This is a genomic window from Niastella populi, assembly GCF_002078015.1.
Classification (GTDB): Bacteria; Bacteroidota; Bacteroidia; order Chitinophagales; family Chitinophagaceae; genus Niastella; species Niastella populi.
This window is the reverse complement of sequence record NZ_LWBP01000246.1, coordinates 1-8,977: the sequence shown is the minus strand read 5'-3', so window position 1 is coordinate 8,977 and position 8,977 is coordinate 1. Positions and strand designations below refer to the sequence as shown.

6 protein-coding genes are annotated in these 8,977 nt (G+C 40.3%); all 6 read right to left on the bottom strand.

Translation table 11 applies throughout. The annotated features are described in order from the left end of the window. On the bottom strand, window positions 1-329 hold a 329-nt coding region (locus tag A4R26_RS32515; RefSeq protein WP_278248468.1), incomplete at its 3' end, for a two-component regulator propeller domain-containing protein. A 100-nt stretch (window positions 330-429) separates the two neighbouring features. Beyond that, the gene (locus tag A4R26_RS32510; RefSeq protein ID WP_081171078.1) at window positions 430-1,074 is read right to left on the bottom strand and encodes a YceI family protein; all 645 of its coding nucleotides are present in this window, start codon (window positions 1,072-1,074) and stop codon (window positions 430-432) included. A gap of 213 nt (window positions 1,075-1,287) precedes the next feature. Beyond that, on the bottom strand, window positions 1,288-2,244 hold the full coding sequence (locus A4R26_RS32505) for a TauD/TfdA family dioxygenase (protein WP_081171076.1): 957 nt from the start codon (window positions 2,242-2,244) through the stop codon (window positions 1,288-1,290). Between the two features lie 82 nt (window positions 2,245-2,326). Further along, the gene (locus A4R26_RS32500; RefSeq protein WP_081171074.1) at window positions 2,327-4,495 is read right to left on the bottom strand and encodes an SGNH/GDSL hydrolase family protein; all 2,169 of its coding nucleotides are present in this window, start codon (window positions 4,493-4,495) and stop codon (window positions 2,327-2,329) included. Window positions 4,496-4,504: 9 nt separating this feature from the next. Beyond that, window positions 4,505-6,262, bottom strand: coding sequence for a carbamoyltransferase family protein (locus tag A4R26_RS32495; protein WP_081171072.1), 1,758 nt, complete (start codon window positions 6,260-6,262; stop codon window positions 4,505-4,507). A 67-nt stretch (window positions 6,263-6,329) separates the two neighbouring features. After that, window positions 6,330-8,977 (bottom strand): MupA/Atu3671 family FMN-dependent luciferase-like monooxygenase (locus tag A4R26_RS32490; protein WP_133054852.1); only part of this gene is annotated, 2,648 nt, incomplete at its 5' end.

The following is an 8,977-nucleotide window of genomic DNA, read 5'->3' as shown; positions in this document are numbered from 1 at the left end:
GAAGCGAACCAAAGATTTCCTTTTCGATCTTCCAGCACATCCCAGAAGCAGGGCGAAGGTATTCCGCTTGTTATATTGGTAAACGATTTTCCATCGTATCGAAACACACCTGTACAGGAAGCGATAAAAATGTCTCCGTTACCAGCTTTCCTTACATTCCTAACCATACTCACAGGCGCATTGGAGGTGGCTGTATCTTTGAGTTGAGACCCGGAGTATGGCTCTTTACCGGACTTGATATTATCTTGTGGTACGTTTGTTTGGTTTTGTCCACAGGAGGTGTGAAAAACAAACACTACGAACAAAGCATATACATGTGCGTATTTCATAATTTATTTTAATTACTTAAAAATTTAAAAAACAAAAAGATTTTGTACCGGAATATAATAACATGATCTGATTTGGATAAGGTCTTAGGGATTCAGATTTTTATTTTTTTGCCACGATTTTCATCAGGAGATCAATGTCATCAGAAACAGTTTGATCGGCTAAATTTTCATAAAACTTTCCCGATCTGTAGCGGATACCCCACTTGGTTCGATCGATCATCACTTTTCCATTCGCAGTGACAATCCCATCTTTCACTTCCATTTTCGCCGGAAAAGTAATTGTGTTTGTAACACCTTTTATAGTCAGCTTCCCGGTAACTTTTAAATTTTGATTGACAACAGATTCAACTCCGGTAATGACAAATGTAGAAATGGGGAACTTTTCGACATCAAAAAAATCGGGGGATTTCAAGTGGTGAACGGGACTATTCTTAGTTTCCTTATCTTTATATTCAATGGTCCTCATGTCGATTTCCACTGCACCACCTACCAATTGATCTTTTTCAATAAACAATCCACCATTTGACATATAAACGTACCCTATATGTTGCTCATCAAAACCGAATAGCATAGAGCCTTCCCATGTTACAACACTCTCCTTCGTATCTATAATATATTTTTGTCCCGCTGTTACAGCGCTTACAGATGCATTTTTTTGATTCTCGTCTTTTACAGCTCCACGGCAACTGAAGAACAAAGGAGCAATAATTAAAATGAAGTAAGAGCGTAATATCTTGTTGTTCATAATATAGAAATGTTAGATAAAAACAAACTAAGAATCAGGTAAACCGAAGAAAAAAACTAAATAGCTACCTGTGAAGTATATATGAAAAATCCCTGCAAAAGAATTTAAAATTAATTAACGAATTAAATGGCGATAGAACACGCCCTCTTCAATTTACCGATTAATCATTCTAAACTCCCAATTTGTACAACCTCATTGATATCTTACACCATTTCAAGACACAGGACTATATTTTCTAGCCATACCAACAAGAACCTGCCTTATCCCTTCATAAGGTTCGCGGCCATGTGTGTATAACATATTATCGAGCAAGAGCAGATCTTGCTTTTTCCAGTCGAATGTATACTTTGTCCTCTCATATACATCACGGATGACAGTGAGGGCAGCCAGATCTATAGGAGTTCCATCGCCAAAAAAAGTGTTCCTTGGCAGGTACTCTTCCCCCAATAGCTCAATCAAGCCTTCCTGCAGTTCTTTATCCAGGCTACTCGCATGGAACAAATGGGCCTGGTTAAACCACAATTTTTCCTTTGTAACGGGATGCAGTATCGAGGCCTGGTTCACCTGCTTTGTCCTTAAACCGTTTTCAGTCCACTCGTATTCAAGACGATTCTCTTTACAGAATTTTTCAACCTCCGCTTTTGAGTCAGTTTGAAATACTTCCTGCCAGGGGAGGTCCATATCTGAATAATTGCGAACATACATGATCTTTTTCCGTTCAAACTCTTCCCTTATTTCTTTAGGGATCTCATTGTAGGCGACACGGCTGTCTGAAATGGGAGTATTTCCCATCTTCGCTGCCGGGATCAGGCATATAAAGCCTATTCTCATGGGCCATGCATTAGAATACGCATTCTCATTATGTTGCGGAATCACTTCTGAAGCAGGATATTCTGTTGCAGTATAAACTTTACTATTAACTTCCGTCCTTGGAGTGGATCTATAAGTATAATTAGCCAAATCCTCACCAAACAGGATTTTTAACACCTCTCCGAATTCATTGCTGTTACTTATGTTTAAGCCACGTATCAGCAATGCTCCGCTGGTTGTTAAATAACTTTCAATATCTTCTTTATTTTCTTCTGCCCATACCAGGGGACTGGTATTACCGGTATTTATTTCCAGCAGCATCTTTTTTCCAGAAATGATTTTTATGTCATCTACATTCATAAAATAGTGTTTGTTTAATATGTTTGATATCCTGAGGTTTCTACCTGGCTATGATGAAAAGTTTAGAAAATTTCAATTGACCTTATATTATTAATTCTTCTCCTTCAACAAACAGGTCGCCGCTTCTATCCCTTTCTATCTCTTCCCCGCTAAAAATATTTATTACTTCCGAAAGATTATTAATGGACGGTTTTGAAAGAAGATGTTCCTCTTCCCTGACACTTAATGCCTGGATTTCACCAAGAACAGGACTGATGACTTCATTCAAATCAGTGATACTTGTCATTGGCTTATTTTTCCCCGTACCAGAAGAAGGCAACACCCAATGAATAGACAACTCATTGATTCCCGATTGCAGATCAGATAGCGGGATGTCAAAAGAATGTGTGCTCCATTTTGGATGAGCGGGAAGCTCAACCTGTAATTTACCATTCACCACTAACTTTATTTTATCTGCAGAACCACCAGGCACTCTGTATGTTAGTTTAGCAAGCACGCTATGCTGGAATGACGCGACAAAATAAAACTTCGACTCTAGTTTGATTTCAGAATAAAAACCTTTTTCCTTTGCTAATAACTCAGTCATGCACAACATCGAATCAGCCGCGTATTTGGTGGTCAACAAATCAGTTTCCTCCCCGGAAATAGTATGCTCCTCCAGCAATATCACATCTAAATCTTCAGCCAGATTATTTTCCCGCAAAATCTTCCCTATCGACCTTAAAAGAGCGGAATGGATCTTAGCGTGAGGTTCGTAACGAAACATGCCCATTTGAATGAGATTATTGCCAACAAAAGCCAGGCTTTCCTTATTTATTTTCCAGGGTGTTTTGCTGAGCGACATCCTTATATACGCATTCATTTTAGACAGAATACGCTTATCATACTCAAATGCCTTTCTGCAGTGGTAATCTATGATCTCAAAGCTTTGGCCGCAAAGGTTATTATGCATTGCCGCTAAAAAGTGCGCGGTAGAAGCCATCTGTGGGTCACACTTTATTTCATAACTGTCTATCTGCGGCTCAGCCTCCGCGCCCGACCACGCTTTAATCAATGTCTTAGCACAGGCTATCATAGACAATTCTATTCCCTTTATTGTTAAATGGCTATAGTCAAGAAATAATGTCCGGTCCGGCAGTCCTCCATTGAGGTGTTGCTCAAATACCTCATCCATCGTTACATAATGCACTTTGTTTGCATGGCAATTTTTAACAATGGGCTCTTTTAAACCAACAAAAAAACGGGAAGAGGTAGAAGTGACTCTATAAATGGCGGTCTGACATGCTGTTTCCAAAAGTTTTTTAGCTGATTTCAGGTCTCCGGCAGCGAGCTTGCATTTTGCCAGCCATTCATAGCCCAATGAATGGAAAGAATTCAGATCGATTAACTCCTGTGCCAGCTTAGCAAGAGATTCCAGGTCGTTTTTTTCAAGAAAGTTTAGCCCCTGCGCCCTGGCCTGCATCCAGGCCCTTGCTTTCAAATTAGGCATAAACATTTCTTTTTCAATTTCTGAACTTTGAAAATCCATCAAATTAAATGCTGGTATGATGAATACCATTTCCAGGTTTCTCCCCGATGTGATTCTTTTCAGTTGTATGAAAAAAATGTCTACCATCCTGGAAAAGGCTTTCGAAACGAGGGTACTAATAACCGCGTAACCGGGCTTACCAGATACCAGTTCTCTATAGATCTCGTATCCTTCAGCGTCAGTGAGACATGCGATGACACTTTGTTTCCAATTGTTTCCGGCATAAATAACAAACGCATCCGGCGATAAGGCAAGAGCTTCCTCACAGAGCTCCAATATCTCCCTGGCATTTATAGAAGTAACGGCTAAATCAACGACCTCGATGTCCTGGGAAAAATGCTGATGAAGGATATCCTCCAGCACTTCCGCGGGAGCATGCAATGGCTCATAAAGCCAACCCCTTGCTACCGATTCCCCTAATAAAACAACCCGCTTTTTCTTAGGGCTCTTCTCTTTGATAACATTCATTGTTTTATTCCAATAGGGAAAGTCTGCTTTGAATTTCTGGTCGCGGACGAAACAATTTTCACCATCAATATTTCTTAGCGTAAATATTCCCACCTTTTTTTCATTCGTTTTGGCTTCCCTGTTTGGCGGGCTTTTACTATCCTTGTTGAGTTTTGAAAGGAGCCCTGCTATTTTTTCGTTACTCATTTCTCCATGATAAATAGCGTTTGCCATTGAATCTGTCAACTCTTTCCTACTATTAAAATTTTCTTTCATTTTTTATCATTAAATAAAAGTATAAACTCCCCGGTCTGTTCTTACAGGTACCCATGTGCTATCAAAACAATTTATCAGTTTATTAAGCTCATCTATCTGAAACTGGTTACGGTCGATGAGGGTATCTCCTATTACCAGGGCATCCAGATTCGCTACTGAAAAACAAATCAACGCGTCTGCCGGTGAATTAACGATTGGTTCTCCTCTCACATTAAAGGAGGTATTTAATAATATCGGACAATCTGTAATTTTTTCGAAAGCAGAGAGAAGGTCTGCCAGCATTGCATTATCTCTCCGGTTCACCGTTTGAACCCGGGCTGAGTTATCCACGTGCGTAATAGCGGGCAGATCATGAAAAGGTTTTACAGAACAGGTTTCCAGCATAAAAGGTGATGGATGATCGAGCTCGAAATATATTGCACATTTTTCTTCAGGTATTACCGGTGCAAATGGCCTGAATGACTCCCGCTTTTTTACCATTTGATTTATCCTATCCCGCATTTCAGGATTCCTGGGATCGGCTAAAATAGATCTCGATCCTAAGGCGCGGGGACCAAATTCCGCTCTGCCCTGGAACCAGCCAATCACTTTGCCGTCAGCCAATCTTTTAGCTGTCTCGTTTAGCAGTTCCTCCCTGCGTCCCTGGTAAGAAACACCTTTCAGCGAAGTATTTTTTAGTACTATTTCAATTTCCTTATCAGAAAAAGAGGCACCGAGGTATGTGGTTTTTAAAGGCGAAGTACTTATCTTCTTTCCTGAGAGCTGGCAATACACGACCGCGGCGGCACCCTGGGCCCCTCCGGCATCATTGGCAGCAGGTGGAACAAACAAGCGCTTAAAAGGTCCATTTCGTAAAATATAGCCATTAGCCACACAATTTAATGCAACACCCCCGGCAAGACACAGATTTTCCTTTCCTGTTATTGAATGCAGATATTTCGATTTCTCCAATAAAACATCCTGCAACAGCACCTGCAGACTTTTAGCAATATCAAGATGAAAGGCAAGAAGCTCCGATTCCTTTTTCCGTGGTTTATTACCGAGTAAGGCTTCCAGCTTTTCTGTAAACATTCTTGTGCCTGAAGTAAAATCAAAATAATCCATATTCAGGGAGAATTGCCCATTTGTACCTGGCTTTATGACTTTTAACAGGAGATCAAGGTAGACAGGCTTCCCATAAGGCGCCAGGCCCATTACTTTATACTCACCGCTGTTGACATTGAATCCAAGGTAGTTTGTTATAGCGCTATATAACAAACCTAAAGAATCCGGGAAACAGACTTCCTCCATAATCCGGATCGAATTCTGCTCACCTGTTGCATAGGTAGTAGTGGCCCATTCACCAACGCCATCAACTGTTAGTATCGCGGAAGACTCATACCCGGAAAAAAGAAAGCTACTCGCTGCGTGTGATAAATGATGATCGACAAACTCAATCTTCCCTTCATATCCCAGTTTATCACGGATTTCTTTTTCAGGTCTCCGGGGGTCCATCTTTTTAGTCAGTTCCGGATCCAGGTAATTGTATCCGCACCATAATTGCCGGGAGAGCTTTTTCACAGGGTTTTCATAAAAAGCTATACGATCAACATCGTTAATTGAAATTTTGCCTTCTTTTAAACAGTGCTTAAATGACTTAACAGGCAAACCCGGATCGTTCTTTAAACGGGAGAATCGTTCTTCCTGGGCGGCCGCGATCAAAGCCCCATCTTTAATGAGACAGCAGGCCGAATCGTGATAAAATGCTGAAATACCAATTATATTCATATTCGATTAATTAGAAATTATTTGATAGTTAATTTCTGTATCAATCCGATCGTAATTTCAATTGACGCTAAATTATTAGCTCGCCTCCTTCAACAACCACTTCTTCACTTTTATCCTTTACCCATTTTAAAGTACTTATTTCCTCAGAAAAGCTATCGATTGTCGGTTTAGAAAGAAGATTTCTAAGATTAATTTTAACCCCAAAATTTTTCTCAATCCTGATGATTAGCTGTATCGCTGTCAGGCTGTGACCACCCAAAGCAAAAAAATCATCATTTACTCCAACATTTTCCTTTTGCAATACCTCTTCCCAAATCTTTACCAATTTTTTTTCTGTCTCATTACGTGGAGCCACATACTCTACGCCAACCGCCAATCCCAATCCCTCAGGGTCTGGCAATGATTTCCTGTCAACTTTTCCATTCACATTGAGAGGTAATTCTTCCAGTCGAACAAAATGATTTGGAATCATGTAACTCGGGAGATGCTCCTTTAAAAACAATCTCAATTCGCCTGTGTCCTGTTCCTTTTTGGAAGTAATGTATGCTACCAGTTGTTTTTCTCCTGAGATGTTCTCTTTGGATATAACTACCACCTCCTTTATCTGCTCATTTTTTAGCAAGGCATGTTCTATTTCTCCAAGCTCAATTCGATATCCCCGGATCTTGACCTGTTGATCCTTACGACCGGAACAATAAATAGAGCCATTGTTTAACCATGTCCCAAAATCTCCAGTTCGGTATATGCGTTCTCCCGGCACAAAAGGGTTTTCAATAAAACAGAGATCGGTTAGCGCTTTACTTGTGTATCCACGTGCGATTCCTTCGCCTCCAATGTATATCTCTCCCTGTACACCCGCCGGAACCAGGTTACGATATTGATCCAAAATATAGATGCGGGTATTTGCAATCGGCTCGCCAATCGTAACCTTTTGGGTATTTTTTTCAAACAGCTTTACTGTGGACCATATTGTTGTCTCTGTTGGCCCATACATATTAAACAGCTGCGTATGCGGCAACTTTCGATAAATATCATTCACTAACGAAGGAGTAGCCGGCTCACCTCCCAAAAGAATGTTCTTAATTGAACTCCACCCTTCATTGGCTGAAAGATGCTGATTCAACAATGCTCCCATAGAAGGAGTAATTTGTAAATGCGTAACCTTGTGTTTCTTAATCTGTGAGTAAACCGAATAATTATGCTGTGAAGCGTTATAGCTATCTTTAAGCTCGGTCAATCGCTTTAAACTTTGCATAGCCGAATCATAATCAACTCCAAAATCAATAAGTGAAGCGATTTCATCTACACCAATAGCGCTTAACTTCTGAAGCATTGTAAAACATTTCTCCTTTGTTCCAACCAGACTAGAGGTAGAAACAAATCTTTTATAAGCATACTCGTATAAAGCCTCTAATTCCTCTTCAGAGAATCGATTTATATCAGCATTTTGATCTAAATCAGGGATTAATTGCTTAATCAGTCCTGCAGAACTCCTTATATAGTCAATAAACGGTTGACGTACCTTTTCCTCAATAGTTACCGCTTCATCAATATAGGTATGCACCATTATCGTGACTTTCGATTTCTTAACATCATGTCCACTTTCCATATAGGCTTTTCGATAGGCAGCAATTTTCCCGGCAAGCCCTTCTATAGAATTTCCTAACAAATGTGTTAAGATATTCGCCCCGATTTTTCCTGCTGAAATAAATGTTTCCTTACTTCCCGCTGCAGTGAGCCAGATAGGTAATTCGTCTTGTACCGGCCTGGGAAATATTTTTGTCTCTTTTACATTACCGGTCCCGTTTTTAAATGCTATCCGTTCTCCTTTCCACAATTTCCGTAATGTATCAATCGATTCATACATTACTTTATGGCGTTTTTCATAATTATCAGGCGCCAACACAAAATCATCCGCGTGCCATCCTGAAGCACATGCTATTGCGACACGTCCCCTACTCAGGTTATCGATTACCGACCAATCCTCGGCAACTTTAATTGGATGGTTAAGTGGAAGCACAACACTTCCTGCCCGGATACCAATATTTTTGGTAACAGAAGAAAGTGCGGCAGCCATTAAGGTTGGATTGGGATATAATCCGCCGAACTCATTGAAATGACGTTCAGGTGTCCAAACAGCCAAATAACCATTTTCATCTGCATATTTCGCTCCATCCATCAACAACTGGTACCTGGCCTCTCCTTCTTCATCATTTCCAAAATAAAATAAGCTGAAATCAAGTGGTTTGTTGTTGTTGTTATCTTCATCGCTAATCTGCCTAACCTCTCCTTGTATGACAACTTTGTATCCTTTACTCAGTGTCCATAAAAGTTCCAATACCGATATGTCGAATGTAAAATTTGTCATAGACAAAAATGTACCTTTCTCTTCTCCCAAAATGGTTGTCATACCAGCGAAAAAGTTCGTTACGTTATGGTGCTCGACCATTACACCTTTAGGTTTGCCGGTGGAGCCTGAGGTGTATATTATATAAGCAAGATTGTTCGGTTTGGCTGCCGTTATCATTTGTCCCCTGGAATACTCTTCCCGGGATTTCCGGAACTTCACTAACTCTTCGAGATCCAATAGGACTTTACATTTACTATCTTCTACAATTGCCAGGACTCTTTCCCGGGGAGATTCCATATCAATAGGAACATAGGCTCCTCCTGATTTTAGTACACCCAGTATCGAAACAATCATCCACTCACTGC